Below are 25,154 nucleotides of genomic sequence, written 5' to 3'. Positions count from 1 at the left end.
CCGCCAGAATCTACTGCTGGCCATCGGAGACATCCGCGGTGAGCAGCACATCGGCATCAGATGGGCCCGTCTGCCCGGCAACCCGCCCGTCGCGCAGGAACACCGTCCGGTCCGCCCAGGCCGCGAAGCGAGCCTCGTGAGTGACCATCAACACCGCCGCTCCACGATCAGCGCGATCGCGGAGCAGCTGCAGGATCCCGGTGCCGGTCGCCTGGTCGAGCGCCCCGGTCGGCTCATCAGCGAGAATCAGCGTGCGCGACCCCACGAGTGCCCGCGCGATGGCGACGCGTTGCGCCTGCCCGCCCGACATCTCCTCCGGTCTGCGGTCGGCCAACTCGATGACCCCGACCTCCGCAAGCACCTCCCGGGCCGCGCGTCGCGCGCGCCGAGAAGAGATCCCATCCAACTCCAGCGGGAACGCGACATTCTCCGCCGCGGTCAACGCAGGCAGCAGATTGAAGTCCTGGAACACGTAGCCCACCTGGCGTCGACGCAGCACCGCCCGCTGCGTCACCGACATTCCCGAAAGATCGGCTCCGGCGACGACCACCTGGCCCGACGTCGGCGCGTCCAGGCCACCCGCGAGCTGCAGCAGGGTCGACTTTCCCGAACCCGACGGCCCCATCACGGCAACAAACTCGCCCGCATCCACGCGCAGGTCCAGGCCTGACAGCGCGCGCACCTCGGTCGGCCCCACGCCGTGCACCCTCTCAACGGAGCGCAGATCGAGCACGCTACCTGCCATGGGGCTCACCGGAGGACCCGCGCGGGCGCGACCATCGACAACGCACCGCGGGACGGGAGCTCACTGGCGCGGGCGACTGTCTCCTCGACCGCATCGAGCCATCGCAACTCCGCCTCGGACTGGAAGATGTGGCTGTCCAGCACCAGCCGGGCGGTCACATCCGCGGCATCTACCTCACGTCGCACCCGAGTGACGTCGTGCAGCAAACGCTGCACAGCCGCGCGCTGCGCCTGCACGAGTGCTGTGACATCTACGCCCGGGACGATGACCGCCAGTGCCAGCTTTACGACCAGTTCGTCCCGCCCCCGATGCTGCCGAGATACCGGGCGTTGCCACCACGAATCGAGCTCCGCGTGCCCTTCAGCGGTGAGCTGCCACGGCTCTGTGACCGTACCGTGCTCGTCGCCGCTACCGCCGACAAGCCGGTCGTGATCTCTGCCTGTGCTTACCTGAGCAACCAGTCCATCTCGACGCAGCCGCTGCAGCGTCGTTGAGACCTGACCGATGTTAAGCGGCCAGGTCTGACTTGTCGTCGCATCGAAGTCTTTTCGCAACTGGTACGCCGTCGACGGTCCTCTCGAAAGCAAAGCCAAGAGCGCGAACTTCACTGACATGAATGACTCCCAACAATTACCGGGTAACTCCGATTACCAAGTAACTATAGCGATGCCGCCCACAATCGCACCAGCAACACCTTCAGCAGGTCCGACCTCAGTCCCGTCGAGTGCAACAGACGAAGCGTTCGTCGCCGACGCGCGGCGACGACAAGCCCGCGGTTGAGTGTGCGCCGCTGCTGCTTCACCCGGCATCCAGCGCTGCTCCTGGAACACGAACCTGAACTGCCAGGGACGAAGCCGTGCGCGCACCGCATCCCTTAACATCGCGAAACTCTCACCGTCAAACAGCATCCGCCGGTCGCCGGAATGCGGTGGCGAGCACACCAGCTCGTGAAAGCGCGAGTGGGTCTGGCTCGAATCCCCAGTTGCGGATTACGCGGCTGCGCGGTGCAGCTTGGCCGGTCTTCCCGGCGATGTCGGGAAGGAGTCTCGGGTTGGCGTGGCGGAGGAGGCAAGCGCGCTGACGGTGGGCCGCGGCAATGAGAGCGCGGTTGAGTGGGCATCGCTGGTGCTTGACCTGCTTCGAACTACGAAGTCCGTACATGTACAACATCGCCCGGTGGGCACACCCGACGGCGCTGATGGTGAAGGTGCGCAGTGCGTCGTTGGGCTCCTCGCCGATCGCTTTCGCGACGGCGGGTAGCAGGCGATCGGCTTGAGTGAGCGCGGAAGTAGTCACATCCAGGATCGGGGTGATCGTACGCGGGTTTGTGAGCACGCGGGCCAAACGGATGATCTCGGGGTACGCGCAGAGCAACGCGTTCTCGTAGGTGTCGAGGTGCGGGATGCCAATTCTCGCCATGCGGTCGTCGATGACGGACGGAGACTCTGACCCTTCGTGCCAGGCACGGACGAACGCTGCGGCGAGGTCCAGTTCGCCAGTATGGAGGGCGACCCCGCGCTTCCAGAGCTGTGATCGCAGCAGGAGCTCCGCATTCTCGTAGTCGGCGAGGCCGACCACGTCGGCGTGCATGGCGCGGTACGCCCAGTGGTGATGGGTGAGGCAGAGCGCACCACCGCGGGCGATCGTCGTGGTGGCCAGGCCGCCGGAACACTCCAGGCATGCCGTGCGGGGTTCGGCGAACCGGGTGCATCTGGAGCACTTCTCGGGGCGCCAGCTGCGGTGGCCGCATCTGACCCACATGCCATCTGTCTCGAAGTTGGGGCGCAGCGCACCGCGCGGCAGATCTGCGAGGTGCTCGATGAGATCGACGACGCTGTGATCCGCCACGGGCCACCAGTTGCGACCGAGGTGGTCCAGGACGATTCGACGGATGTCGCGTTCCTCGCACTGGTGAGCTTGGGCGAGCCGCTTCGTGAACCCCTCGACGGTCTCACCCTCGATGAGTTCGAGTCGAATCGGTAGCGTGCGGAGCGGGGTGTTCACACCTGTGCATGCCTCGATGAGGGGCGCGGTTGCCGTGCGGGAGGCTTGCGGGCGTCGGTGTGGCGCAGGAGTGTGGCTCGGACCCGCGGGGCGAACGTCAGGATTCTCCTACCGAGGTCGTCCAGGCCCGGGGATCGGCCATGCCGGAGCCGCATGGGCCAGTCGAGGCCGATGACCGTTTCGCGGCCTTCGGCGTGAAACGAGGCGCGGACCGCGTCGATGTCGTGAGATGTGCCTGCGGTCACCGCGTTCACGGCTGCTTCCACGAGTGCGGCGACCTGGATGGGGCCGACGTTCGTGTTCGCGAGGAATCGCTCCGCCCACGGCTCCGTTGCCAGTGCGACGAGACGCACTGCTTCGGGATAGTGGCGCGCAAGCGCCGTTCGATGAGATTCGTCCTCCTGTCCGAGATCGGTGGCGCGGATGAGGGTTGTGGCGAGTTCCAGTTCGCCGGTGTCGGGGCCGATGCCGCGTTCCCAGAGGGTGCCTGTGAGGCATCGTTCGGCTCGAAAGAAGTTGGCCGCGCGGGCGAGGTCACGGTCTGCTCCCGCATAGTGCCATCGGCGGTGTCGTGCACACACCGCCCCGGCCCGCGTTCGCACTTCCACGGGTTCACCGTTGGTACAGCGCCTGCATCTCGTGATCGGGGCCGGCAGAGGCGCGCACATCGAGCAGTTGCTGTGTCGCCAGTTGACGTGGACGCAGCGGACAAAAAGACGATCAGCGCGTCGACTGTCGAAGAACCCGGGTGGGAGGTCGGCGAGTTGTTCGACCAGGCGCGGCACCAGCTCCGGTGTTGTACGCAGAGGCAGCCGCGGGCGCTCGTGACGGATGGTCGTCCACAGTTCCCCTGCCGGCACGGCGTTGCGGGTGGCGAGCCTGCGGAAGACGCTACCGACGGTTTCTCCCGCGAACGGTTCGATGAGCACGGGGAGCTTCCTCATCATTTCGCGCGAGCGGGCCGGCCTCGTTTGGGCCGTGGTGAGGGCCGGTTCTCTTCTTCCTCGATCCACCCTTCTGCCTCACGGATTTTCGCCAGTGATGTGAGTACGTCGTCGAGGTCGAGCCGTTCGGTGTGTTGCTCGATGGCGCGGCGCGCTCCGCGGCGGATGGCTCTGGCGACGCGGCCGATGGAACCGCGGGATAGGTCGCGGAGTTCGGCAGCGACGGTGAGGATCTCCGCGTCAGGTTGCGAGATCAGACACAGTGAGTCTTCGAGGTCGACGAGGATTCGTCCCCACACCGCGGCATCAGCGGTCTCGCCAGTCCCGTAGGTGTCGAACTTGACCAGCTCGAATCGGGCCATGATCTGCTCGCCGCGGGAGCCCCAGAACAGGCCGTTGCGGGCGACGTCGACCCCGGCGTAGACCATCGTGCCGGGACACCGTTCGGACAGCTCCTTGAGCGCGTCGGCGACTTGTTCGTTGCCGCGGTAGTGCAGGTCCAGCCGGTGGATGTCGTCGATGATCACGAGTTCCGTGCGGCATTCGCGCATCACATGGCTCACGCGGCTGAGGAGGATCTCGTAGTTCGCGTTGCGGGAGTACGGGATGGCGTAGAAGTCGGCGAGCTTGGTGATCATGGTCTTCGCCGTCGCGTGCGTGGGTACGGGTACATAGGCGACGGGGATCAGGTTGCGCGGCGTGCTGCCGGCACGTTGCCGTCGGGCTCGCTCGAATGCGCGCCCGAACTCCTGGACGGCGGTGGTCTTCCCGAGACCTGGCCGGCCGGAGATGATCACCCCGGACCTGCTGGCGTCCGGGGAGCGGTTGTCGGTCATGGCGTGGCGGATCGCGATCGCGACCTGCCGTAGCGATGGGGTTGCGACCCGGGCGCCGAGGGTCATGTACCTTTCGCGTGCGATGTTGAATAGCGCACGCTCCGAGGAGTCCATCGCGTCGTACTCGGCCAGGGTTATCGAGAGTGGCCGTTGGGCGACGAACTCGACGAACTCGCGCCACCCTTCCTTGGTCGCGTAGTCGAAGTCGGTGGACGGGGCGTCGAAGTCGAAGTCTCCCAGCAGGTCATCGAACATCGCGCTCATGCCTCATCCGGCGACCGGGTCATCCCGAACGGTGCGGCGACCGGCCACGCCGGCTTCGATGCGACCGCATTGGGTTCCTTGTCGCCGTCGTCGTCTGCAGCCGTTAGCTCGCCGCGCGGTGGACCTCCGGGGGCGATGTGTGGGAGTTGGTGGGTGATCGCCAGCGGGTCCGTCCGTGCGCTTACGGAACGCTTCTTCTGCCGCTTCGTCGGAGGGACGTTGCCTTTGTACATGAACCGGCGCATCACTTCGTTGAGGTCGTCGGTGCTCGGCTCGCTCTCGCCGCGGGCGGCTGCTTGTGCGCGGGCGACCCGCCACACTTCGTCGGCCATCGGAGCACCGCTGTACGGAGATCGCCAGTCCATCGGGAGGAACTGGTCGCCGAGTTCCAGCCATACCGTCATCGGGTTGTATGGGTCGACGTGGAACGGCCACCTGCCCTGCTGCCGATGATGCGGTGACCGCTTCTTCCGCAGCGGGCCGAGTTCTGTGGAGTCGTAGACGCGCAGGTCGATGTCGACGCCGTAGTGGTTGATCACCCGCCACTCGGTGGGGAGAAGCGCGATGTACTTCTCGGCCGTCAGCGGGACTTGCAACTCTGGCGCGATCTCCCGGTACGCGGCGACCATCTGGTTCGGCGTCAGCATCAGCCGAGGATTGCGGGGGTCTCGCAGCGCCTTATGGGGTCGGTTCTGCCAGGTCACTGCAACCCAGTCTTCGAACAGCTCCTGCAGCTGCTCGAGGGTGAGCAGCTGACTCGTCGCAATGATCTCGTCGCCGCGCATATCGGTGCTCTGCCCGAGGAACGCGATCGCGTACTGGGTGAACATGTCCTTGATGGTGCGGAACATCCGCTCGATCTTCGCCTTCTGCGTCGGCGAGTACTCGGCGTTGACGGTGAGTGAGATCCCCAACGTCCGGCACGCATCCGAGAAGTGCCGGGACACGTACGACGCGCCACGGTCGGTCGTGATCGACTCCGGGAAGACGTACGGCTGCGCGTCACGCATCGCCTCGAACCGTTCGACGACGAGTCCGTCTGTGCCGGTCCATGCCTCAGATACCTGACGGCGGTTCGCGCGCACCCCGTCGGGGCGGGACGCGTACGGCACGAGAGCGCGGGCGAGGACCACCACCAGGTCGATGCTGCGGGAGCCGACGGTGACGATGCCGGAGAGCACCGACCGGGATGCCTCGCACAGCAACAAGGTGAGATCGGGGCGGACGGGTTCACCGTCGCATTCGACGAGGATCTCCATCGGCGTCGTGTCTATGAGCACCTGCTCACCAGGTCGCACCCCCGACCGGACCCCGTGCATGTGATCCGGTTGGTTAGCCGTCGTGCGACGGGCACGGGCAGTCCCCAGCGTGTGCTTGCCGGCATCGAGCTCGTTCAGGAGCCGGTACATCGTTGCGCGGCTCGGCATCGGCACGACGCCCTCGCCGAAGCGGTCGTCCAGCTCTCTGCGGACGAGCCAGATCAGTCGCGTCCCGGTGCCCGTGGATTTCCGCTCCTGGCCGGCCTGGACAGTCAGGATCGCGTCGATGAGGCGCTCGTCGTAGGAGCGCCCGGGTATGTCGGCCAGACCGTGGCGACGTCGATCGAGAAGTCCGCTGACCCCGAACACTTCGAGCGCGCGTTGTTGCCGCGAGACCTTGACGGGGCTGTAGTCGGTTCCGAGACGACGGTTGACGCTGTCGATGACTTGCTGCCGCGCTGCGGGCTTGGTCACGCCTGTCGCCACGAGCTTGTCGAACCGGGCGAGTTCCTCCAGCCACACGTCGACGATCTTGCGGTCGCGCGCGTCGAGGTCTTGCAGGCTGCGCAGGTCCAGCAGTGAGCGGAGCGATGCCGGTGCGGCAGGTTCCGCCTCATGTTGCAGATCGGCGGCGAGAACCTCCACGTCGTATCCGTCGCCGTCGACGGCGCGCAGGGTCAGGTAGGTGGGTCGGATCGCGACGACCTGGTGGCTTCCGCCCTGCCACCGGATGATGTCGCCCGGGTGAATGGTCATGATGCCGCTCCGAGGTCGACGACGGTCGTCATCGACAGGGGACGCTGTAGATCCGCCACGGCAACTCCGCTCCATACGAGCGCATATGCGGCACCGACGCCGGAGTGAGCGGCGCCACTGAGGGCCGCCGCGAGCGAGCCCAGACTCATCCGGCCGGTGAGCCCGAGCGCGGCGATGTCGACGCCCTCCAGCCACGCAGGCTCGCGGTACCGAAGCAGGAAGCGCAGGTTCGCCTGGGTGGCGCCGGGAAGCTGATCGAAGACGAGATAGGACCATCCCAGTGCGGCGGCAAGGCGCCGGGTGAGTTCGAACTTCATGCTGTCCTCGGGCTTGATCAGTTCGATCGGCTTCACGTCGACGAGCAGCGCGCTCCCATCGGAGCGGCGCACGAAGTAGTCGGGTGCGTGGGAGCGCTTCGGTGACCGCCAGCGGATCCACATCGGCTGGCTCGACACCCCGACGACATCCCCCGTCCGGTCCAGCGTGGTCAGGAACGAGCGTTCCCAGAACGACTCGAACGGAACGTGCCGGCTCGTCGAGGCCATCCACAGCTTGCCCTCGAAGTTGCGCTTACCCGGCCACGACGGGAACTCGCGTACAGGATCCGCATCCTCGAACATCACGTGCGCCGCGTCGACGGGGTCTGCGTGCTGGACGATGCCGTGTCTGGAGAACTCGATCGTGGCCGCGAGTGCGTTCGTCCCGTCGATCGCGGCGAGCCAGTCTTGGGTCAAGGTCACGGAGAACTCTCCCTTCCGGAGAATCCCGCACCCGATCAGAGCGCTCCTGTGGAACCTCCCGGCTTGAACCGCAAGCTACTCCCGCCTCGGAGCAGCGCTACGCGGCGCGCCGCTCTCCCGACAACTGGAGTGAGAATCCGACAACTGGAATGAGACGACTCGACAGGTCCGTGAGAATCGGACAACTGGAGTGAGACACGACACGGCGGAAATGAATCACAAAAAGATAACGACGAGGTCTTGTGGACCGTTATCTGGTCGTTATAGAGTGCTTGCACGGTAGTTGTTTTGCTGTGGCAGCTACCGACATGTGATTGCAGGACACTCTTGGTGCAAGGGACAAGGGCCGGTCGGAAGCCTCTCCGACCGGCCCTTACTCTTGCCCGTGCTTCATCGCTCTCTCCCCAACCGGCAGTCTCGATGCGTTATCCACAGTTTTCCCGTTTGACCGGGAAATCGTCCGCCTCCAATGTCGGAACCCCTCGGCAGAATCGAAGGTATGAAAGCCTTCGACGAACCCGAGACGCCGCAGTATCGCGCGCGCCTCACCGCGCTCGTCGACGGCATCGTCGAACGGCGACGCCAGATCGCGAGACTTCAGGCTGAAGAGGCAGAGCTGCTCCGCGATGCCCAAGGCCTCGCCCTCGAGCGCATGGACGCGCCGAGCGCGCACCCCGACCGTCCCGGCGACATCCCACTGCGCTCCATCGCCGCCGAGATCGGCGCCGCCACCGTCCAGTCCGACCGCACCGTCCAGACGCGCATGAGCGACGCCGCCATCCTCGTCGAACTCTTCCCCGCGACGCTCGCGGCGCTCAGCGACGGACGGATCAGCCGGGCCCATGCCACGGTCATCGCCGACGCCGGCCTCCCCATCGCCGACAACGACGCGCGTGCCGCATACGAAGCCGCCGTCATCCCCCTCGCCGCGACCGAGACCCCGGGTCGCCTGCGCCCCGCCGCACGTCGCCTCGCCGATCGGTTCCACCCGCTCCCGCTCGACGAGCGCCACCGCGCGGCGCGCCGTGAGCGTCGGCTGTGGACGACCACGCTCGACGACGGCATGGCGGAGCTCGGCCTCATCGGGCCCGCGCACCTCATCCACGGCATCTACGACCGGGCGACCCAATTCGCCACGTCGATCCTCGACGCCGAACGGCACCCCGACACCGGCGACCAGCTCGACGGGCTCGAGGCCGAGCCGACGCCCGACCGACGGACCCTCGACCAGGTCCGCGCCGATGTCGCGTGCGACCTCCTGCTCACCGGTCAGCCTGCCGCCGCCCCCGAGAGCACCTCTCCCGTCCGCGCTCGCATCCAGGTCACCATCCCGGTACGCTCCCTGATCGGCGACGACGACGAGCCCGCGCACCTCTCCGGCTACGGCCCGATCGGCGCCGCGACCGCGCGGTGCCTTGCCGCCGACGCGCCCGGCTGGGATCGACTGTTCACCGACCCCGATACCAGCGCCCTGCAGCTCGTCGACCGCTACCGACCCAGCGAAGCCCAGCGGCGGATGCTGAAAGCACGCGACGAACACTGCCGTTTCCCCGGATGCCGGCAACCCACCGACCGGTGCGACGTCGACCACACGATCGCCCGCGCGCACGACGGACCCACCACGGTATGGAACCTCGGCCACTTCTGCCGACGACATCACCTGCTCAAACACCACTCCGCGTGGCGCGTCCGACAGCGTCCCGACGGCATCCTCGAATGGACCAGCCCCTCGGCCGGGTCTACGACGATCGCCCTGCGCGCACCCTCACTTTCGCACCGGCACCGTTCTGATCGACGCCGCGGGAGACAATGAACGCATGCACGACAACGCGCTCTCCGTCACCCTGAACGACGCCCCCGACCTGCCAAGCGTGGTGCTGCAGGCGCTGTACCGCATCACCGGGCGTTCCTCGGGCGAGCTGCGCCGCAGCATCCTGGCCCACGAACCCGTCTACACGGCGGCGCTGTTCGGCAACGACCACATCGACGTCGTCCCCCGGCTCGAGAAGACGATCGCCTACCTCGACGAGCTGGGGCTCCCGCTGACGCTGCACGAGTGGGTCGACGGCGAGCGCGACGAGGTGTCGCGCGAGACGCTGCGGGGCATTCTGGAGGGCTCCGGGGGTCAGTACCTCTGAGCGGGCTCGGGGCGTTTCGTCTCGTCGCTGCGCTCCTCGCTCAACGACCGGGGTGGTCGCTGACCCGGGGCACTCCTCGCTCAACGACCCAGGGGGCCTCAGACCCCGCCGCCCCCACCACCGCCACCGCCGCCACCGGCCGACCCGCCGCCCGAAGACCCGCCCGTCGACGATGACGATGACGCCGCCGCCGACAGTGACCCGATCCCCGACGAGAACGACGACGCGTCGAACGCGCCCGTGCCGTAATACCAGTACGGGCCGGTCGCGCCGACCGCGGTGTAGAGCACCGCGAGCTGCCGCGACCACTCCTTCTCCTGCCCGAAGACCACCGCGTACGGCAGCAGCTTCTCGTACAGCGCGAGCTTCTGCCGCGGGTCGTCGACGTCCACCGGCACCCGCTCCGCTCCCGACGGCGACTGCAGCATGCGGATGCGGTCGGCTTCGGCCCACGCGATGAACTCCTTCAGCCCGAGCAGATGATCGCGCGTCTCCGCACCCCGCGCGGTCAACGGCTTTCGCGAACACATCCCGATCACGGCGATCGCCACCACGACCGACAGCCCCATCACGATGAGCGGCACCACGGCGTTCGTGCCCGCGCCGATCGCGACGAAACCGAGCGCCACCGCTGCCGCCGCTGCCACGACGGCGATCGTGATCGGCCACACCCGCACCGCTGCCCGCACGGGACGCCGCAGCCCGCGCGTCTGCAGCTCGGTCGCCGCCGCCGCGAGAATCCCTTGCGCCACCTTCGACAGCCGGGTGTCCTGCGTGCCGAAGGTGTACTGCTCCCCCGGCACGCCCTTCGGGAAGAGTCCGTCGAGCAGCATCCGCCCGTCACCGTCTGCCCGGGAGGCGTCCACGAGCTCCGCCGTGAGCTTCGCCTTGCCCCACATTCCCTTCTCGCCCTCGATGATCCGGATCGAGCCAGCGACCGCCTGCTCCAGCACCTCCGCCGGGATCGCCTTCGTCGTGTGGCCGAGCAGCACCGCGCTCTCCAGCGCGTCGATCGCCCGTGGCGGCTCGTACTCCGCGATGATCGTCGGCCGTCCCGGCTCGTCGGCCAGCTGCCGCCGCCGCGCCCGAACCGCGACGACGCCGGCCCCCACCGCTCCCAGTCCGGCGAGCGCCTGCACCCATCCGAACGGCGAGGCGAAGTATCCGGTGTCGAACAGCGTGAACGTGTCCGGCGCGAACCCCACCGCCATCGTGAGGGTCTGGTACGGCTGGAGGCCGGTCGCGAGCGCGGTGATGACGGCGGTGCCGTCGGCATCCTGGGTCTGGGTGATCGACGCGCACGGGTCGGTGGCGTCCTGCGCGCCCTGGTAGCACGCCATCCGCCCGGTCAGCTGCGCGGCGAGAGCGGGAGCGAGGTGCAGGCGCGCCGTCACCGTTCCGAACGGCTGCGCCCAGTCGACACCGTTGACATCCCAAGAGAACTCCAGGCCGGTGTCGGGGAAGTTCCACATCACGTTCTCGAGCGTGTAGGTGATGACGAAGGTCTGCGGCCCGTGCAGGTAGTCGTCGGCGCGGGAGACCACCGAGAACTCGCCGTCGACGTCCTCGACCTCCGCGGGCCGCGGCGCGCCCTCGCCGTCGGTCACCGACACGAGCTCGGGCCGCAGCGGCTGACCCTTGTAGGTGTCGGGGATCGCCCGGCGGATGCCGCGGTTCTGATCGGTCTCCGGGAACACCGCGACGATCCGCTCGACGACCTCGAGCCGGCTCGTGCCGTCATCGGCACGGGTGAGCGTGTAGTCGGCCGTCATCGATTCGAACGTGAAGTCGTCGACGTCGGCCGAGACGACGGATGCCGCGGCCGGCACGACGACCGAGCCTGCGGCCGCCACGGTGACGACGGATGCCGCGGCCGGCGCGCCCGCGAGGAGCACCAGCATCAGCCCGAATACGATCGCCGCCCCGATTCGCTCCCGCCTCATGCGCTTCACCCTAGGTGTGCGCCCGGCCGGGTGCCGCCCGTCGCGCCGGTCCGGATGGGGACGACAGCGGGGCTACAGTGGCATCCATGACCGACCGCCGCCTCGCCATCGCCGCGTGGGAGAGCCTGTTCCGCGCGCAGCACGAGGTGCTCCACGAGATCAGCGGCGACTTCTGCGAGGACGATCTGACGCAGGCCGAGTACGACGTCCTGTTGACGGTGACGCGGGGCGACGACCACGCCGCGCGCCTGCGCGACGTGACCGCCAACATGCTCATCAGCCAGCCGAGCGTCTCGCGGCTCGTCGACCGAATGGTCGCACGGGGTCTCATCAGCAAGTGGCCCGACCCGCAGGACGGCCGAGGCGCGATCGTCCGCGCGACCGACACCGGGCTCGCCGCCTTCCGCCGGGTCGCCACGACCCACGGTCGCTCGATCGCAGAACGCATGTCGGTGCTCACCGACGCGGAGCTCGCACAGCTGCAGGCCCTGACGAGCAAGCTCCGCGGCGCGGACGCCCCCGGCGGCGCGACAACCCCGTAAGGCGCCCGCCGGTGCGCGTCACCACCGGTTGTGGACGTCCTCGGCGAAACCCTCGATGCCGTTGAACGCGATGACCCCGGCATCCGTCCGGAACGTGCCCGCCCACGCGCCGAAGCACTGGTCGGTGCGCGACGCGACGACGCCCAGGTTCATCGCCGAACGCTTGTCGTAGAACGGCGTGAAGGTGGCGTCGAGACCCCCACCGGCGACCTGCCAGGGGCGCAGCGGATCGCCGAGGTCGTACGTCCATTGCACGGGCTCCGAGATCTTGTGCAGCACTCCGGCGACGACGACCCCGTTCTCGGTGGCGCCGGTGCCGTCGGTCCAGCGCCCGCCGACCTGGATCCCGATCGTCCGGCCGTCGGCGAGCACGCCCGATCCGGCGCCCCAGTTCCACGCGATGTCGTACGGCCAGCGTCCGCGCCCGTGGTCCAGCACCGCCCACGATCCGGCGGGGACCTCGTGGCGGATACCGTCCAGCGTGAGAGTGCCGGATGCCGGCAGCGCGACGTCCTTCACGGTGTACTGGAACAGCCGCGGCGACCACGGCACGACCACCGCGAGGCAGTCGTGGTCGGCGGGACGGGCCACGGTGATGTCGAACGCCGCCCCGGGGATCTCCGCGTGCAGGCGCCACACCTGCCCGCCGTCGGCGGGGGTGACGGTCACGGCGAGGTCCTTCGCGCGGGCTATCGCGATGCCGCCGGCCAGGGTGCCGGGAAGCGCCACGTCGCGCACCGGGATCACCGTCGCGGTGCGCCCCCACGTCTGCGCGGTCGCCCGGTCGAAGATCCACACCTCGTGCACTGCGGCATAATCCAGCGACGACACCGTCAGCGCCACGATGTGCGCGGGCGTCATGACGTTCCAGTACTCCCAGCGCTTGTTGCGCCCCCAGCCGTGCCGTCCCCCGATGCCCGACGTGTCGACCAGCGGCGAGCGCGCGAAGCCGATGGATGCCGGGTTGAGCCGACCGCTGGGCAGGGTGAGCGAGACCGGAGCGGTCAGCTCGGTCTCGTGCAGTGCGGCGGGCTGCGTGCCCGCCGGCCGCGGACTGGGCGCGGCGGAGGGGTCGGTCATCGGCATCCTTGCTGACGGTCCGTGACGGGGAGTGCTGGTGCGCCGATTCTATCCGTCAGCTATGCGGATGGCGGGGAGGCCTACGCATCCTGCTGCGGGAAGAGCACCCGCAGCGAGAACCACCGGTCGTCCGCGCTCACCGTCACGGTGCCGTTGTACGCCAGCGCCGCCGTCTCGATGTTGCGCAGCCCGTACCCGTGGCGCCGGTGCGCGCAGGTGCGGCAGGTGGTGCTCTTCGAGCGTTCCACCGGGCCCGCGAGCGGCATCGGCCGGATGCACGATCGGTCGATTCCGGCGCATGTTCTGTCGCGGGCGAGGCGTGGACGGGTCCCGCACACACGAGAACCGCCCCGAGTCCGGGTGGACTCGGGGCGGTTCTCCGGTGGCTCTCGCCGGGGTAGCTCTCGGCTGCGCCGGCGGCTCACTGCTCGACGGGCTGCGGCTCCTGGGTGCTCTCGTGGGCCTGTATGGTCGGGGCCGCGGCATCCGCCACCACCTGCACCTTGCGGGGCTTGGCCTTCTCGCTCACGGGGATCGTGACGGTCAGGACGCCGTTGCTGTAGGTCGCGGCGATGCCGTCGGTGTCGATGCCCTGGCCGAGGTTCAGCTGGCGCAGGAAGCTCGCGGTCTCACGCTCGCGCGTGATCCACTTGACGCCCTCGCCCTCGCTGAGGGTGCGCTCGGCGCGGATTGTGAGCAGCTGGCCGTCCACGTCGATGTCGACCGAGCCCGGGTCGATGCCCGGCAGGTCGGCGCTCAGGACGTAGTGGTCGCCGTCGCGGTAGAGGTCCATCGGCATGCGGCGCGGGCCGCGGCGCGTCTCGAAGAGGCTCGACGCGAGGCGGTCGAGGTCACGGAACGGGTCGTACGTGGCCATTGTTCTCTCCTTTGTCTGTCTGGTCTGAAGTTGAGCCCAGTTGACTCAAGTAGGTTCAGATTAGCACTCTCATGGTGAGAGTGCCAACCGTTCGCGGGGCGGCGAACGTGATGGCGCAGATCGTCGTCATCGCCGCGGTCAGCGACCAGATGCGCCCACACATCACACGGCCGACAACTCCTCCTCCCCAGAAGGCAGGCCTGGCGACTTCTCCACGGATCCGGGGCAGAGAGCCCCAAGCGAAGGCATCCACCCGCGATCCTGGGCGGATGCCGCGACACCCTCGACCGCTGCCCCCTCACCTCGGTGACGCATTCGGGCGCGCCCGAGCGCTCGCCGCGGGCGTCTCGCCCGGTCGGCTGCGCACTCGAGACCTCGAGCGCCCGTTCCACGGTGCGCGTCTTGCGCATCCCGACGCCGCGAAGGATTCCGGGGAGGGTATCGAGCTGCCGCGCACTCCCGACGAGGAGAAGCGCGCGCGGCTGCAGCACCGCGCTCGTGCCTATGCGGAGGTCATGGGAGCGCATGCATTCTTCATCGGGCTCACGGCCGCCGCACTGTGGGGAGCACCGCTCCCCGACGACTTCGACCCCGAAGCCGACCTCGAGGTCGGCACGGTATACCCACATCGAGCGCCGCGCGGCCGGGGTGTCCGCGCCCGCCAGGTGCGGCCGCACCTGGTCACGACGCGCGTGCGGGACGGGCTGCGGGTCGCAAGTCCCGCATCGACCTGGGCCCTGCTCGGCGGCGAGCTCGATGGGCGCTGGCTCGTCATCCTCGGTGACTACTTCGTGCGGATCCCGCGCGGCCCCGGCGGGAGGCCGCGACCACGAGACCAGCTCACGACACCCGAAAGGCTGCGCGCCGCAGCATCCGAGCCGCAACGTCGGCATCGCCGCATTCTGCAGGCGGCACTCGCCGACGTGCGGGTCGGCAGCTTCTCACGGCTCGAGACGGAGTACCGGCTTGACGCCGCCGCGGCGGGGCTGCCCGAGATGGAACTCGACGTCGAGATCCGCGATGCCAAGGGCCACTTGCTCGGCATCGCCGACGGCGTACATCGGCGCTACCGAGTCCTCGTCGAGATCGAGGGCGACCACCACCGGACAAGCAGACGGCAGTGGAACCGCGACATCGAGCGTCTCGCCGCCTTCGCAGCTGAGAACTGGGAGGTGATCCGCGTCACGGGCGGCCGCGTACGGGGCGGGACGGCGGCGACCCTCGTCGCCGCCGCGCTGCGCCGCCATGGCTGGGAGAGCTGAAGAAGCCCCTGAACAGGGCCCCTCGCGCAAGCTGTTGGCGCAGATTGCCCCTACAGGGCGCGATAGCGACCAGATGCGCCCACACATCGCACCCGCGCGCCCAAGAGAAGGGATGCAGCGTCAGCACTCCACGACGTTGACCGCGAGACCGCCCTCGCTGGTCTCCTTGTACTTCGTGGACATGTCGATCCCGGTCTGGCGCATCGTCTCGACGACGGCGTCGAGCGGCACGTAGTGGCTGCCGTCGCCCCGCAGGGCGAGCCGCGCGGCGGTCACGGCGGTCGAGGCGGCGATGGCGTTGCGCTCGATGCAGGGGATCTGCACCAGCCCGCCGACGGGGTCGCACGTGAGGCCCAGGTGGTGCTCCATCGCGATCTCGGCGGCGTTCTCGATCTGCCGGTTGGTGCCGCCCATGACGGCCGTGAGTCCGCCCGCCGCCATCGCGCAGGCCGACCCGACCTCGGCCTGGCAGCCGCCTTCGGCCCCCGAGATCGATGCGTTCGCCTTGAACAGCGACCCGAGCGCCGTCGCCGTCAGCAGGAACCGGCGGATGCCGCGGCGACGATTCGCCTCGGCGACGGATGCCGCGACCCCGGCATCCGCCGCGACGGGGTCGGCCCCGTGCAGCCCGAGCAGCGCCGAGCCCACCAGCTCGCCGTACGGAGTGACGGCGTTCTCGGCGCCGAGGCCCGAGTCGGCCAGGAAGCGCCACCAGTACATCGCGACGGCGGGCAGGATGCCGGCGGCGCCGTTGGTCGGGGCGGTCACGACGCGACCACCCGCGGCGTTCTCCTCGTTGACGGCGAGCGCGAACGCGCCCAGCCACTCCCCCGGCAGCTCCCGTCCGCCGCCGGCCGAGGCCGCGTCGAGCTGCGCGCGGATCGCGCCGGCCCGCCGCTTCACCTTCAGCATCCCGGGGAGCACGCCGTCGGCGTGCAGGCCCGCGTCGACGCAGGCGGCCATCGCATCCCAGATGGCATCGAGGCCGGCGGCGACCTCGACCTCCGGGCGCAGCGCCTCCTCGTTGCACCGCGCGACCTCCGCGATCGTGAGGCCGTGCTCGTCGCACACGTCTAGCAGCTGCGCCGCCGTGGCGAAGGGGAACGGGGCGGATGCCGCGGCCACCGCCGCGTCCTCGCCTTCCCGCCGGATGAAGCCGCCGCCGATCGAGTAGTACGTCTCCTCGACGAGCACCCCGCCCGCCGCATCGAGCGCGCGGAGGGTCATCGCGTTGGGGTGGCCCGGCAGGCGCGTGCGCGGGGCGAAGGAGATGTCGGCCCGGGCGAACGGCACCGGGATGCGGCCGTCGAGCAGCAGGGCGTCGCCATCGTTCCAGGTCGTCCACGCGGCGCGCACGTCGGCGGGATCCACCGTCTCGGGTTCGTGGCCCTGCAGGCCGGCGACGACGGCATCCGGCGTGCCGTGCCCGATGCCGGTCGCGCCGAGCGATCCGTACAGCGTGCACGTCACCCGGGCGACCCCGTCGATGGCGGCCGCGCGGCGCGCGAAGTCGCGGGCCGCCCGCAGCGGGCCGACCGTGTGGGAGCTCGAGGGTCCTACGCCGATGGAGAACAGCTCGAACGCCGAGACGTAGGCGCTCATCCTTCGAGCCTACGCCGCGGTCGCCGCCACAGCGCCGGGTCGGCGCCCCGCGTAGGCTGAGTGGATCGGAAGGAGCACGATGACCGCGCTGTCGACGCCGAATGCCGATCGCACCACCGCGCTGGAGGCCGCCGAGGCGGCCGGTCGGGTCGACGAGGCGTTCCTCGCCCGCTTCGACGCGCAGTTCCCGCGCCTGCACGCGCTGTTCACGCAGTTGTACGGCGACCGTCCCGACGGCAGCGAGCAGCTCGCCGCGACGGTGGCCGCGGCATCCGCCTCGTGGAACGCGCGGCCCCTCGACCTCAAGGTCCGCGACGGTCAGCGCACCGCCGACCCGGAATGGTTCCAGTCCGAGCGGATGCTGGGCGGTGTCTGCTACGTCGACCGGTACGCCGGAAACCTCGCCGGCATCCGCGATCAGATCCCGTACTTCCGCGAGCTGGGGCTCACCTATCTGCACCTGATGCCGCTGTTCGACGCTCCCGACGGGGACAACGACGGCGGTTACGCGGTGTCGAGCTACCGGCGGGTCAATCCGAGCCTCGGGACCATGGCGCAGCTCGCGGAGCTCGCCGCTGAGCTGCGACTCGCGGGCATCTCGCTGGTGCTCGACTTCATCTTCAACCACACCAGCAGCGAGCACGAGTGGGCGCAGAAGGCGGTCGCGGGAGATGCGGAGTACGAGGACTTCTACCTGATCTTCCCCGATCGGCAGATGCCCGACGCCTACGAGCAGACGACGCGCGAGATCTTCCCCGACGACCACCCCGGCTCGTTCGTGCAGCTCGCGGACGGGCGCTGGATCTGGTCGACGTTCTACCACTACCAATGGGACCTCAACTACGCGAACCCCGCGGTGTTCCGCGCCATGGCCGGCGAGATGCTGTTCCTGGCGAACCAGGGCGTCGAGGTGCTGCGGATGGATGCCGTCGCCTTCATCTGGAAGCGCCTGGGCACCGCGTGCGAGTCGCTGCCGGAGGCGCACCTGCTGCTGCAGGCATTCAACGCGGTGCTCGCGATGGCCGCGCCGGGGATGATCTTCAAGTCGGAGGCGATCGTCCACCCCGATGAGGTCGTGAGCTACATCTCGCCCGACGAGTGCGAGCTGTCGTACAACCCGCTGCAGATGGCGCTGACGTGGGAGGCGCTCGCGACGCGCGACGGGCGGATGCTGCAGCAGGCGCTCGACCGCCGGCATGCGTTGCCGGCGGGCACGGCGTGGGTGAACTACGTCCGCAGCCACGACGACATCGGGTGGACGTTCGCCGACGAGGATGCCGCCGAGCTCGGCATCGACGGCTACCGGCACCGGCAGTTCCTGAACCGCTTCTACACCGGCCGTCACGAGGGCTCCTTCGCGCGCGGAGTCGCGTTCCAGGAGAACCCCGCGACCGGCGACGCGCGGGTCGCGGGGACCACGGCGTCGCTGGCGGGCGTCGAGGCGCAGGATGCCGGCGGCGAGGACCGCGTCGTGCTCGCTCACGCCCTGGCACTGTCGACCGGAGGGGTGCCGCTGCTGTACCTGGGCGATGAGGTCGCGCAGCTGAACGACTACTCCTACGCCGACGACCCGGTGCGCCGCGGCGATTCACGCTGGGTGCACCGCGGCAACCGGCCTCGCGACCGGTACGCGCAGCGCGACGATCCGTCGACTCCGGCCGGGCGGGTGTACCGGCGGATGACGAAGCTCATCTCGGTCAGGCAGTCCACGCCCGAGTTCGCCGGCAACGAGCTCATCCCGTTCCACACCCCGCACCCGTCGGTCGTCGGGTATCAGCGACCGGGCGCCGCCTCGCGGGTCCTCGTTCTCGCGAACGTCGGCGACACCGAGGTGTCGATCGACCCGCTGACCCTGTCGGGCTTCGAGCGCGCCGCGTTCGACCTCGTCCACACGAACGACGTGGACCTCGACGACGGCCTCGCCCTCCCGCCGCACGGGTTCGTGTGGCTGCGGGTCACACCGGTCTGACGCCGGGTGCGGGGGCCGCGCCCGCTCGGGCCGCCGGGGAACAGCAAAGGCCCCGGCGAACCGGGGCCTTTTCACTGTCTCAACACAGTGTGCGCCCGAAGGGACTCGAACCCCTAACCTTCTGATCCGTAGTCAGATGCTCTATCCATTGAGCTACGGGCGCATGTCTTCACTCGCGGGAAGACCGAGGAACAGCCTACCTGACGGCCCGGGATCTGACGAATCGGCGGGCAGGCGGCGACGAGGGCGGCGGATTCCGAGGAGATTGCACGATTCCGAGGACGGATGCCGGGGTGCGCGTCCTCGGCATCCGTCATCTCCTCGGAATCCGACGCGGACGCGACGCACGGCGGATGAACGGCGGGAGGCCTACTCCAGCTCGGCGGGATCGAAGCCGGCGGAGCCGGGGGCCGGCGCCTCGACGGGCTCGGCCGGTTCGACGCCTGCATCCCGCAGCCCCTGCTGGGCGGCGACACTGCGGCGGTGCGCGCGCAGCTTCGGCAGGTCCACGAGACGCAGCGCCTGCATCCGCGCGGTGCGCATGCGCTCGTAGTCCGGATCGAGGTCGGGCCGGGCAGCCTCGATGCGCAACGTGCGGTCGATGTTCTTGGCGACCTCGCTCCACGCGGCATCCCGCGCATCGACGACGAGCTTGCGCAGTTCGTCGTCGTTCTCGGCCCGCGCCCGCAGCTCGCTCGCCACGTGCAGCGACTGCAACTGGCGACGCCGCAGGTTGCGCGTGTCGCGGCTGCGGTAGTCGTGGGTGCCGTCGGAGTCGCTGTGCCGGCGGCGCGCCGCCTTGCGCTCGGTCTCGGTGCGCGCGGCATCCGCTTCGGCCTCTTCGGCCAGCGTGATCAGCGCCGCCCGCGCTTCATCGAGGTAGCGGTCGGGGTCGAAGTCCTCACCCTCGGCGAGGATGTTCACGAGAATCGTGTTCTTCAGGCTCAGCAGGGTGGCCGCCGACGCGATGTACAGGCCCTCCGCGACGACATCACGGGTCCGCACGCGTTTCTTCTTCGCAGCCACGACACCCCCTCGCGTTCGATCCTAGGGAACTGCATGGGCGAGAATCGACGGCGGGAGCGGAGAACCGACCGCGAGAAGGGGCGAGGATGCCGAAACTCGATCTCACCGGATCCACGGTGGTCGTGACGGGTGCCGCTCACGGCATGGGCGCGGAGGTCGCGCGCCAGCTCGCCGCCCGCGGCGTCGGCGTCGCGCTCGTCGACCGCGACCGCGCCGGCCTCGCGCACACCCGCACCACCATCGACGCGCTGCCTGCCGTCGCGCGTGGGTACGCACCGCCGATCACCCTGCATACCGTCGATCTCACCGACGACGCGGCGGTCCGCCGGGTCGCGGACGACGCGGCATCCGCCCACCCGCGCCTGGCCGGGCTCATCACGTGCGCCGGGTCGTCGATGCTCGGCAGCATCGATCAGCTGAGGATGGCCGAGATGCGCTGGCTCATGGACGTGAACCTCTGGGGCACCGTGAACATCACGCAGGCGCTGCTCCCGGCGCTGCGCCGCTCCCCCGCCGCGCACATCACCCACCTCGTCTCCATCTACGGCCTCGCCGCTCCCGCCGGGCGCATCCCGTACGCCATGAGCAAGTACGCCGTGCGCGGCTTCACCGAGGCGCTGCGCCACGAGCTGGAGGGCTCGAGCGTGTCGGTCGGCGCCGTGTACCCCGCGGGGGTCAAGACCGGCATCATCCTGCGCGGCCGCTACGCCGCGGCGATCGACCCGGCCGTCGCCGACCGTGCCGCCGCCGCGCAGGCCGCGATGTACCACACCGAGCCGGCGGATGCCGCGGCGAAGATCGTCGACGCCACGATCCGCCGCCGCGCCCGCACGATGATCGGTCGCGAGGCGCGCGTGGTCGACGTGCTCACGCGGCTCACGCCGGTGCACTACTGGGCCGCGATGCGCAGGCCGCTCCGCGACGCGATCGACACGACGACGCCGGCCTCCTGAGGCACACCCCGCCGTCCGGCTAGCACCGGCGGGCGACGGTGACAACCCCCTCCCCCGCGAGGGTCGGCATCCGTAGCGTGGCGAGCGTACCTGGATGAAAGGAGTCGAACCCATGGGTTTCATCGATGACGCGAAGGACGCCGCGGAGACGGCAGCCCGCAAGATCAAGGACGGGTTCGAGGACACCGTCGACCGCGTTCACGACAAGGTCGACGAGGTCAAGGCCGACGCGGAGGTCAAGAAGGCCGAAGCCGAGCGCGACTCCGTCGAGCGCCGCAACGAGGTCAAGGAAGAGATCCGCGGCGACCACTGACCCCCCTCGCTTCCCCCGAGCTGGAGCGCCCCGGAGAACACTCCGGGGCGCTCTGTCGTGCGCGGGCAGCCGAGCGGGTCAGAGCGCTGCGATGCGCCAGGATCCCGTCGCCGCCGCGCCGGGTTCGAGCACGATGAGGCCCGTGCCGAAGTCGTAGCGGTCGTCGTTGAACGCGTCCGGCGCGCAGGTCATCGGCTCGACGGCCAGGCCGATCCGGTGCGCGGGGTTCGCGGCGCCGTCGGGCTGGTCGGCGGTGTGGATCTGCACCCAGGGGAGCTCCTCACCCCACGTCATCTCGACGCCGGTGCCCGACGGATCGGTCACCCGTGCCGCCGCGACGCCGCCGGTGCGGGCCAGTCCGGTGAAGGCGTGGTCGATCTCGACCGCGCCGAGCGTGCGAGGCGTTCGCCAGTCGAAGCGCGCGGAGCCGGCGACCTCGACGAGATCGGTCGGCGCGAGCCGGTCGGCGGTCACTTCGAGGACCTCGGATGCCGGCAGCTCGAACGTCCAGTCGTCCAGCGGCGCGGCGCCCGCGACGAGATAGGGGTGAGGGCCGGTGCCGTACGGCGCGGCATCCTCGCTCAGGTTCGTCGCGACGACGGTCTGGGTGAGCCCGTCGGCATCGAGCCGGTAGGTCACCTCCACGCGGACGCGCCAGGGATAGCCGGCCTGCGGCACCACCTCGGCGGTGAGCGTCGCGGCATCCGGCCCCGCCTCTGCGACCGCGAAATCGAGCCACGCGACCAGTCCGTGCAGGGCGTGCCCGCGCTGCGGCTCGGTGAGGGAGAGGCGGTACTCCTCCCCCGCGAACGTGTACCGACCGTCGACGACGCGGTTCGGCCAGGGCGCGAGCGTCGCGCCGCGGAACCCGGGGCGCACCTCGTCGGCGTCGAACGGCACGATGAGGTCGCGTCCGTCGTGGGTGAGTGTGCGCAGCGTCGCACCGATGGAGGCGATGTGCGCTTCGTACGCGCCGGAGCGGATGGCGACGGGGGTGCCGGAAGTGGTCATCCGCTCATTCTCTCGTGAATCGGGGAGCGCAAATGGCTCCGAAACCCCGCGTCGAGGAGCCATTCGCGCTCCCCGAACGCCGGAGGGGGTCGGTCACAGCCCCTGAGCCAGGCGGTAGTAGGCCTGGTTCCAGCGGAGCTCGCGCTGGAATCCGCGGACCGTGGTGTCGTCGTCGATCACGACGAGCTCGGTCTGCGCCATCTCGGCGAAGTCGCGGAACACCTCGATGCCGACGGCCGTCGTCATGACGGTGTGGTGCGCGGCGCCGGCCGCGAGCCAGCACGACGCGGAGGTCGCGAAGTCGGGCTGCGGCTTCCAGACCGCCCGGCCCACGGGGAGCTTGGGCAGGTCGGGCGCCTCGACGTTCTCGACGACGTTCGCGACGAGGCGGAACCGGTCGCGCATGTCGCTCATCGCGACCACCAGCGCGGGGCCCGGGTCGGCGGTGAACACGAGGCGGACTGGGTCGTCCTTGCCGCCGATGCCGAGCGCGTGGATCTCGAGTCGCGGCTTCGCGGTCGTCAGCGACGGCGAGACCTCGAGCATATGCGCGCCGAGGATCTTCTCGTCGCCCGGGGCGAGGTCGTAGGTGTCGTCCTCCATGAGGCTCGCCCCGCCGGGGAGGCCCGAGCCCATCACGTTCCCGACGCGCACGAGGATCGCGGTCTTCCAGTCGCCCTCAGCGCCGAACCCGTAGCCCTCGGCCATGAGGCGCTGCACGGCGAGCCCGGGCAGCTGCGTGAGGGCGCCGAGGTCCTCGAAGCTCGTCGTGAAGGCGCCGAAGCCACCCGCCTCCAGGAACGACCGCAGCCCGAGCTCGATCGCCGCACCGTCGCGCAGCGACTGGTGGCGCTCGGCGCCGGGGCGGAACTTCCTCGTTCGGGGGCGAATCGTGTTTACGATAACACGCGCGCGCTGCGGAGGCCAGTGAGAGGGGCGGATGCCGGTTCGTCGAGGGTGCGGATGCCGGGGCGGGTGGGGCGGATGCCGGTTCGTCGAGGGTGCGGATGCCGGGGCGGGTGGGGCGGATGCCGGTTCAGCCGGCGCGGATCAGGGTCGGGCGCCGGTGGCGACAGGGCGGTCGGGGTGGTTCGACCACTGGCTCCACGAGCCGACGTACAGGGCGGGCTCGTACCCGGCCAGCGTGAGGGCGAGCGCGGCGTGCGCGGCCGAGACACCCGACCCGCAGTAGACCCCGACCTCCGTGTCCCTGTCGACGCCGGCGGCTTCGAACCGCTCGCGCAGCGCATAGTCGTGCAGAAACCGGCCGTCGCTGTCGGTGTTGAGCGCCGTCGGCGCGTTCCGCGCGCCGGGAATGTGCCCCGCGCGCGGGTCGATGGGCTCGGTGTCGCCGCGGTAGCGCTCGGGCGCGCGCACGTCGAGCAGCACGCCCGACTGCGCGAGCGCGGCGGCCTCGTCGATGCTCAGCTGCCGCAGGTGTCCCGGATGCAGCGTCACGTCGCCCGGCTCGGGGGTGTGCGGGTCTCCGGTCGACAGCGGCAGTCCGGCGCTGCGCCAGGCGGCGAGGCCGCCGTCGAGCACGCGGGCGTCGACCCCGGCATCCGTCAGCATCCACCACGCACGGGCCGATCCGAACCCCTGCCAGTCGTCGTAAACCACGACCGTGTCGCCGTCGTCGATGCCCCACCGACGGGCGGACGCCTGGAACGCATCGGGGTCGGGCAGCGGATGCCGCCCCTCGCCCGGATCGCCGTGGCGCGCGAGCTCGTCGTCGAGGCTCACGTAGACCGCATCGGGCAGGTGGCTTTCGCGGAACGCCGGCAGGCCGTCGGGCTCGTCGAGGCGCCACCGCACGTCGAGCACGACCGGCGGGCGGTCCGACAGGCGCAGCTGGGCGAGCTCGGCGACGGCGATCAGCGGAGTGGGAGCGGTCATGGCCTTACGCTACTCGCGCGCAACGCGCCGTTGCGTGGCGGCAGCGGTGGGCAACTCCTTCGATGTTGCGCGAGCTCCGGCACCGGGTCGCGCGTTTCCGGGGCTCGCGCGCAGTGGCCGCGACGGATCGAAGGAGTTGGACACGCATGGGTCGCGCGCCGCCGCTCCCTGCGCGGCCATGACGACGCCCCAAACCGGCAGGATCCCCGCCGCGACGCCGGTCGCCGATCAGCTGCAGGACGCGCTCACGTCGCCGACCCCGCAACTTCGGCGAGGGCGGGGCGCCCGCGCTTGGGCTTCTCAGTCGACAGCTCGAGCGCCATCGCGTGCTGCGGGTGCAGCGCGAGGCGCTGCTCGGTGTGGTCGAGCCAGCGCACCTCGGCCTCCGCGGCGAAGATCATCGAGTCGACGACGAGCGACCACGCGAGCTCTTCGGGAGAGTCGACGCCGGCGCCGGCGTACTTCGCACGGTTGAGCTCCTGCAGCTGGCGCAGCGATGCCGCGCGCTGGGTCTGGATGACGGCGGCGACATCGACACCGGGCAGGGTCGCAGCGACGGCGAGCTTGATCGCGAGTTCGTCGCGGGTTCCGCCCGACCGCTCGACCGGCGCTGCCCACCACTGCTGGACCTCGGCCGAACCGGCATCCGTGATCTGCCAATAGACGTGCCCCTGCTCGTCGACGTCGCCCTTCTCGACGAGGCTGTCGCGCTCGAGCCGGTCGAGCGTGTTGTAGATCTGGCCGACGTTGAGTGGCCAGGTCGACCCGGTGCGGCGATCGAACTCCGCGCGCAGCTGGTAGCCGTAGCAGGGCCCCTGATCGAGGATGGCCAGAAGGCTCTGTCGTACCGACATCCGCCGCTCCCTTGGTCGTGGATACATACCGGGTATTGCGTTACCGAGTATATGCATACTCGGTATGGTGTGCGCGCATGCGACGCGCCGAGCGCGCCCTGCCCTTCTGCGGCGCCGGCCTGGCCCCGAGTGCGCCCGTT

General features: G+C 69.8%; 24 protein-coding genes, 1 tRNA gene and 1 pseudogene. 8 read left to right on the top strand and 18 right to left on the bottom strand.

Annotation, left to right across the window (positions count from 1 at the left end):
* Positions 1 to 10: 10 nt before the first annotated feature.
* From JOD60_RS05905 to JOD60_RS05895, 3 genes are all read right to left on the bottom strand, one after another.
* Positions 11 to 745, bottom strand: coding sequence for an ABC transporter ATP-binding protein (locus JOD60_RS05905; RefSeq protein WP_076692075.1), 735 nt, complete (start codon positions 743 to 745; stop codon positions 11 to 13).
* A gap of 5 nt (positions 746 to 750) precedes the next feature.
* Positions 751 to 1,359, bottom strand: coding sequence for a PadR family transcriptional regulator (locus tag JOD60_RS05900; RefSeq protein WP_076689416.1), 609 nt, complete (start codon positions 1,357 to 1,359; stop codon positions 751 to 753).
* 283 nt (positions 1,360 to 1,642) lie between these two features.
* Positions 1,643 to 2,335 carry a hypothetical protein gene (locus JOD60_RS05895; RefSeq protein WP_157127874.1) on the bottom strand — a complete coding sequence of 231 codons (693 nt, stop codon included), beginning with the start codon at positions 2,333 to 2,335 and terminating at the stop codon, positions 1,643 to 1,645.
* Between the two features lie 21 nt (positions 2,336 to 2,356).
* Here JOD60_RS05895 and JOD60_RS05890 point away from each other — a divergent pair, with 21 nt between their 5' ends.
* Positions 2,357 to 2,728, top strand: a complete 372-nt coding sequence (locus JOD60_RS05890; protein ID WP_157127873.1) for a hypothetical protein — start codon at positions 2,357 to 2,359, stop codon at positions 2,726 to 2,728.
* Positions 2,729 to 2,745: 17 nt separating this feature from the next.
* On the opposite strand, the gene JOD60_RS05885 is transcribed toward JOD60_RS05890, so the two are convergent.
* From JOD60_RS05885 to JOD60_RS05870, 4 genes are read right to left on the bottom strand one after another with little or no spacing between them, the layout of a single operon-like run.
* On the bottom strand, positions 2,746 to 3,678 hold the full coding sequence (locus tag JOD60_RS05885) for a hypothetical protein (protein ID WP_157127872.1): 933 nt from the start codon (positions 3,676 to 3,678) through the stop codon (positions 2,746 to 2,748).
* A gap of 14 nt (positions 3,679 to 3,692) precedes the next feature.
* Entirely contained in the window at positions 3,693 to 4,793 is a 1,101-nt protein-coding gene (locus JOD60_RS05880; protein WP_076689410.1) for a TniB family NTP-binding protein, read from the bottom strand.
* Positions 4,790 to 6,808: a TnsB C-terminal domain-containing protein gene (locus tag JOD60_RS05875; RefSeq protein ID WP_076689408.1), complete on the bottom strand. Its 2,019-nt coding sequence runs from the start codon at positions 6,806 to 6,808 to the stop codon at positions 4,790 to 4,792. Before JOD60_RS05875 ends, JOD60_RS05880 begins: the two co-directional genes overlap by 4 nt.
* Entirely contained in the window at positions 6,805 to 7,548 is a 744-nt protein-coding gene (locus JOD60_RS05870) for a TnsA-like heteromeric transposase endonuclease subunit (protein WP_135950044.1), read from the bottom strand. The genes JOD60_RS05875 and JOD60_RS05870 overlap by 4 nt, the downstream gene beginning before the upstream one ends.
* 499 nt (positions 7,549 to 8,047) lie before the next feature.
* Between JOD60_RS05870 and JOD60_RS05865 the strand changes: the two genes are divergently transcribed.
* Together JOD60_RS05865 and JOD60_RS05860 are read left to right on the top strand one after the other, a co-directional pair.
* The gene (locus JOD60_RS05865) at positions 8,048 to 9,361 is read left to right on the top strand and encodes an HNH endonuclease signature motif containing protein (RefSeq protein WP_232321708.1); all 1,314 of its coding nucleotides are present in this window, start codon (positions 8,048 to 8,050) and stop codon (positions 9,359 to 9,361) included.
* Positions 9,362 to 9,365: 4 nt separating this feature from the next.
* Positions 9,366 to 9,686 carry a hypothetical protein gene (locus JOD60_RS05860; protein WP_076689406.1) on the top strand — a complete coding sequence of 107 codons (321 nt, stop codon included), beginning with the start codon at positions 9,366 to 9,368 and terminating at the stop codon, positions 9,684 to 9,686.
* 98 nt (positions 9,687 to 9,784) lie between these two features.
* Here JOD60_RS05860 and JOD60_RS05855 read toward each other — a convergent pair whose 3' ends face one another.
* Complete coding sequence (locus JOD60_RS05855) at positions 9,785 to 11,629, bottom strand: DUF2207 domain-containing protein (protein ID WP_076689404.1); 1,845 nt, start codon at positions 11,627 to 11,629, stop codon at positions 9,785 to 9,787.
* 86 nt (positions 11,630 to 11,715) lie between these two features.
* Here JOD60_RS05855 and JOD60_RS05850 point away from each other — a divergent pair, with 86 nt between their 5' ends.
* Positions 11,716 to 12,171 (top strand): MarR family winged helix-turn-helix transcriptional regulator, encoded by a 456-nt coding sequence (locus tag JOD60_RS05850; RefSeq protein ID WP_076689402.1) that lies wholly within the window; start codon positions 11,716 to 11,718, stop codon positions 12,169 to 12,171.
* 18 nt (positions 12,172 to 12,189) lie between these two features.
* On the opposite strand, the gene JOD60_RS05845 is transcribed toward JOD60_RS05850, so the two are convergent.
* From JOD60_RS05845 to JOD60_RS05835, 3 genes are all read right to left on the bottom strand, one after another.
* Positions 12,190 to 13,251 carry a DUF2804 domain-containing protein gene (locus tag JOD60_RS05845; protein WP_076689400.1) on the bottom strand — a complete coding sequence of 354 codons (1,062 nt, stop codon included), beginning with the start codon at positions 13,249 to 13,251 and terminating at the stop codon, positions 12,190 to 12,192.
* 80 nt (positions 13,252 to 13,331) lie between these two features.
* Positions 13,332 to 13,517 carry a GHKL domain-containing protein gene (locus JOD60_RS05840; RefSeq protein ID WP_076689398.1) on the bottom strand — a complete coding sequence of 62 codons (186 nt, stop codon included), beginning with the start codon at positions 13,515 to 13,517 and terminating at the stop codon, positions 13,332 to 13,334.
* A 155-nt stretch (positions 13,518 to 13,672) separates the two neighbouring features.
* Positions 13,673 to 14,128 (bottom strand): Hsp20/alpha crystallin family protein, encoded by a 456-nt coding sequence (locus tag JOD60_RS05835; RefSeq protein WP_076689396.1) that lies wholly within the window; start codon positions 14,126 to 14,128, stop codon positions 13,673 to 13,675.
* Positions 14,129 to 14,397: 269 nt separating this feature from the next.
* Between JOD60_RS05835 and JOD60_RS05830 the strand changes: the two genes are divergently transcribed.
* Positions 14,398 to 15,390 (top strand): putative endonuclease domain-containing protein, encoded by a 993-nt coding sequence (locus JOD60_RS05830; protein ID WP_076689393.1) that lies wholly within the window; start codon positions 14,398 to 14,400, stop codon positions 15,388 to 15,390.
* A gap of 120 nt (positions 15,391 to 15,510) precedes the next feature.
* Here JOD60_RS05830 and JOD60_RS05825 read toward each other — a convergent pair whose 3' ends face one another.
* Entirely contained in the window at positions 15,511 to 16,992 is a 1,482-nt protein-coding gene (locus JOD60_RS05825; RefSeq protein WP_076689391.1) for an L-serine ammonia-lyase, iron-sulfur-dependent, subunit alpha, read from the bottom strand.
* Positions 16,993 to 17,071: 79 nt separating this feature from the next.
* Between JOD60_RS05825 and JOD60_RS05820 the strand changes: the two genes are divergently transcribed.
* Entirely contained in the window at positions 17,072 to 18,961 is a 1,890-nt protein-coding gene (locus JOD60_RS05820; protein WP_076689389.1) for an alpha-amylase family protein, read from the top strand.
* Between the two features lie 90 nt (positions 18,962 to 19,051).
* Here JOD60_RS05820 and JOD60_RS05815 read toward each other — a convergent pair.
* Positions 19,052 to 19,124, bottom strand: a tRNA-Arg gene (locus JOD60_RS05815).
* Positions 19,125 to 19,330: 206 nt separating this feature from the next.
* Positions 19,331 to 19,987: an asparagine synthase gene (locus JOD60_RS05810; RefSeq protein ID WP_076689387.1), complete on the bottom strand. Its 657-nt coding sequence runs from the start codon at positions 19,985 to 19,987 to the stop codon at positions 19,331 to 19,333.
* A gap of 86 nt (positions 19,988 to 20,073) precedes the next feature.
* On the opposite strand from JOD60_RS05810, the gene JOD60_RS05805 reads away from it, so the two are divergent.
* Together JOD60_RS05805 and JOD60_RS05800 are read left to right on the top strand one after the other, a co-directional pair.
* Complete coding sequence (locus JOD60_RS05805) at positions 20,074 to 20,940, top strand: SDR family NAD(P)-dependent oxidoreductase (RefSeq protein WP_076689385.1); 867 nt, start codon at positions 20,074 to 20,076, stop codon at positions 20,938 to 20,940.
* Positions 20,941 to 21,052: 112 nt separating this feature from the next.
* Positions 21,053 to 21,253 (top strand): hypothetical protein, encoded by a 201-nt coding sequence (locus JOD60_RS05800; RefSeq protein ID WP_076689383.1) that lies wholly within the window; start codon positions 21,053 to 21,055, stop codon positions 21,251 to 21,253.
* Between the two features lie 78 nt (positions 21,254 to 21,331).
* Here the strand turns inward: JOD60_RS05800 and JOD60_RS05795 are convergent, their stop codons facing one another.
* The 4 genes and pseudogenes from JOD60_RS05795 to JOD60_RS05780 form a co-directional block, all read right to left on the bottom strand.
* Complete coding sequence (locus JOD60_RS05795) at positions 21,332 to 22,264, bottom strand: aldose 1-epimerase family protein (protein WP_076689381.1); 933 nt, start codon at positions 22,262 to 22,264, stop codon at positions 21,332 to 21,334.
* Between the two features lie 93 nt (positions 22,265 to 22,357).
* Positions 22,358 to 23,137: pseudogene (locus JOD60_RS05790) on the bottom strand (L-arabinose isomerase family protein); the annotation flags it as partial.
* 177 nt (positions 23,138 to 23,314) lie between these two features.
* Positions 23,315 to 24,160, bottom strand: coding sequence for a sulfurtransferase (locus JOD60_RS05785; RefSeq protein ID WP_076689379.1), 846 nt, complete (start codon positions 24,158 to 24,160; stop codon positions 23,315 to 23,317).
* A 245-nt stretch (positions 24,161 to 24,405) separates the two neighbouring features.
* A complete protein-coding gene (locus JOD60_RS05780; RefSeq protein ID WP_076689377.1) occupies positions 24,406 to 25,014 on the bottom strand; it encodes a PadR family transcriptional regulator in 609 nt (202 codons plus the stop codon).
* Positions 25,015 to 25,154: the final 140 nt, after the last annotated feature.

It is taken from the genome of Microbacterium aurum (assembly GCF_016907815.1).
GTDB classification, from domain to species: Bacteria; Actinomycetota; Actinomycetes; order Actinomycetales; family Microbacteriaceae; genus Microbacterium; species Microbacterium aurum.
The sequence above is the reverse complement of the archived record's forward strand: the minus strand, read 5'-3'. Positions and strand labels throughout refer to the sequence as shown.

What these genes read in the sequence shown, in the direction of transcription:
- JOD60_RS05825 (WP_076689391.1), bottom strand. Translation starts at nt 16,992, where the DNA reads ATGAGCGCCTACGTCTCGGCGTTCGAGCTGTTCTCCATCGGCGTAGGA.
- JOD60_RS05900 (WP_076689416.1), bottom strand. Translation starts at nt 1,359, where the DNA reads ATGTCAGTGAAGTTCGCGCTCTTGGCTTTGCTTTCGAGAGGACCGTCG.
- JOD60_RS05795 (WP_076689381.1), bottom strand. Translation starts at nt 22,264, where the DNA reads ATGACCACTTCCGGCACCCCCGTCGCCATCCGCTCCGGCGCGTACGAA.
- JOD60_RS05830 (WP_076689393.1), top strand. Translation starts at nt 14,398, where the DNA reads ATGCCGCGACACCCTCGACCGCTGCCCCCTCACCTCGGTGACGCATTC.
- JOD60_RS05780 (WP_076689377.1), bottom strand. Translation starts at nt 25,014, where the DNA reads ATGTCGGTACGACAGAGCCTTCTGGCCATCCTCGATCAGGGGCCCTGC.
- JOD60_RS05865 (WP_232321708.1), top strand. Translation starts at nt 8,048, where the DNA reads ATGAAAGCCTTCGACGAACCCGAGACGCCGCAGTATCGCGCGCGCCTC.
- JOD60_RS05860 (WP_076689406.1), top strand. Translation starts at nt 9,366, where the DNA reads ATGCACGACAACGCGCTCTCCGTCACCCTGAACGACGCCCCCGACCTG.
- JOD60_RS05840 (WP_076689398.1), bottom strand. Translation starts at nt 13,517, where the DNA reads ATGCCGCTCGCGGGCCCGGTGGAACGCTCGAAGAGCACCACCTGCCGC.
- JOD60_RS05800 (WP_076689383.1), top strand. Translation starts at nt 21,053, where the DNA reads ATGGGTTTCATCGATGACGCGAAGGACGCCGCGGAGACGGCAGCCCGC.
- JOD60_RS05820 (WP_076689389.1), top strand. Translation starts at nt 17,072, where the DNA reads ATGACCGCGCTGTCGACGCCGAATGCCGATCGCACCACCGCGCTGGAG.
- JOD60_RS05850 (WP_076689402.1), top strand. Translation starts at nt 11,716, where the DNA reads ATGACCGACCGCCGCCTCGCCATCGCCGCGTGGGAGAGCCTGTTCCGC.
- JOD60_RS05785 (WP_076689379.1), bottom strand. Translation starts at nt 24,160, where the DNA reads ATGACCGCTCCCACTCCGCTGATCGCCGTCGCCGAGCTCGCCCAGCTG.
- JOD60_RS05835 (WP_076689396.1), bottom strand. Translation starts at nt 14,128, where the DNA reads ATGGCCACGTACGACCCGTTCCGTGACCTCGACCGCCTCGCGTCGAGC.
- JOD60_RS05805 (WP_076689385.1), top strand. Translation starts at nt 20,074, where the DNA reads ATGCCGAAACTCGATCTCACCGGATCCACGGTGGTCGTGACGGGTGCC.
- JOD60_RS05895 (WP_157127874.1), bottom strand. Translation starts at nt 2,335, where the DNA reads ATGCACGCCGACGTGGTCGGCCTCGCCGACTACGAGAATGCGGAGCTC.
- JOD60_RS05880 (WP_076689410.1), bottom strand. Translation starts at nt 4,793, where the DNA reads ATGAGCGCGATGTTCGATGACCTGCTGGGAGACTTCGACTTCGACGCC.
- JOD60_RS05855 (WP_076689404.1), bottom strand. Translation starts at nt 11,629, where the DNA reads ATGAGGCGGGAGCGAATCGGGGCGGCGATCGTATTCGGGCTGATGCTG.
- JOD60_RS05890 (WP_157127873.1), top strand. Translation starts at nt 2,357, where the DNA reads ATGGGTGAGGCAGAGCGCACCACCGCGGGCGATCGTCGTGGTGGCCAG.
- JOD60_RS05845 (WP_076689400.1), bottom strand. Translation starts at nt 13,251, where the DNA reads ATGACCGACCCCTCCGCCGCGCCCAGTCCGCGGCCGGCGGGCACGCAG.
- JOD60_RS05875 (WP_076689408.1), bottom strand. Translation starts at nt 6,808, where the DNA reads ATGACCATTCACCCGGGCGACATCATCCGGTGGCAGGGCGGAAGCCAC.
- JOD60_RS05905 (WP_076692075.1), bottom strand. Translation starts at nt 745, where the DNA reads ATGGCAGGTAGCGTGCTCGATCTGCGCTCCGTTGAGAGGGTGCACGGC.